This is a genomic window from Streptomyces sp. SD31 (assembly GCF_052068475.1).
Lineage (GTDB): Bacteria > Actinomycetota > Actinomycetes > Streptomycetales > Streptomycetaceae > Streptomyces.
Genome location: NZ_JBQHCX010000058.1, coordinates 1 through 725, shown reverse-complemented (window position 1 = coordinate 725; position 725 = coordinate 1). Strand labels below are relative to the sequence as shown.

The 725-nt window shown below is 65.9% G+C and carries 1 protein-coding gene; it reads left to right on the top strand.

What is annotated here, in order from left to right; translation table 11 throughout:
- The coding region (locus ACTMVF_RS42395; protein ID WP_441276431.1) for a DNA-directed RNA polymerase subunit alpha at nt 1-725 on the top strand (725 nt) is incomplete at both ends.

The following is a 725-nucleotide window of genomic DNA, read 5'->3' as shown; positions in this document are numbered from 1 at the left end:
GCTCAGCGTCCCTCGTTGACCGAAGAGGTCGTCGACGAGTTCCGCTCCCGGTTCGTGATCGAGCCGCTGGAGCCGGGCTTCGGTTACACCCTCGGTAACTCCCTCCGCCGCACCCTCCTGTCGTCGATCCCCGGCGCTGCTGTCACCAGCATCCGCATCGACGGTGTCCTGCACGAGTTCACCACCGTGCCGGGCGTCAAGGAGGACGTCACCGACCTGATCCTCAACATCAAGCAGCTGGTCGTCTCCTCGGAGCACGACGAGCCGGTCGTGATGTACCTGCGTAAGCAGGGTCCGGGTCTGGTCACCGCCGCCGACATCGCGCCGCCGGCCGGTGTCGAGGTGCACAACCCCGATCTCGTCCTGGCCACGCTCAACGGCAAGGGCAAGCTGGAGATGGAGCTGACGGTCGAGCGTGGCCGTGGTTATGTCTCCGCCGTGCAGAACAAGCAGGTGGGCCAGGAGATCGGTCGTATCCCGGTCGACTCGATCTACTCGCCGGTGCTGAAGGTCACGTACAAGGTCGAGGCCACGCGTGTCGAGCAGCGCACCGACTTCGACAAGCTGATCGTCGATGTCGAGACCAAGCAGGCGATGCGTCCGCGTGACGCCATGGCCTCCGCCGGTAAGACCCTGGTCGAGCTGTTCGGTCTCGCCCGTGAGCTGAACATCGACGCCGAGGGCATCGACATGGGCCCGTCCCCGACGGACGCCGCCCTTGCCGC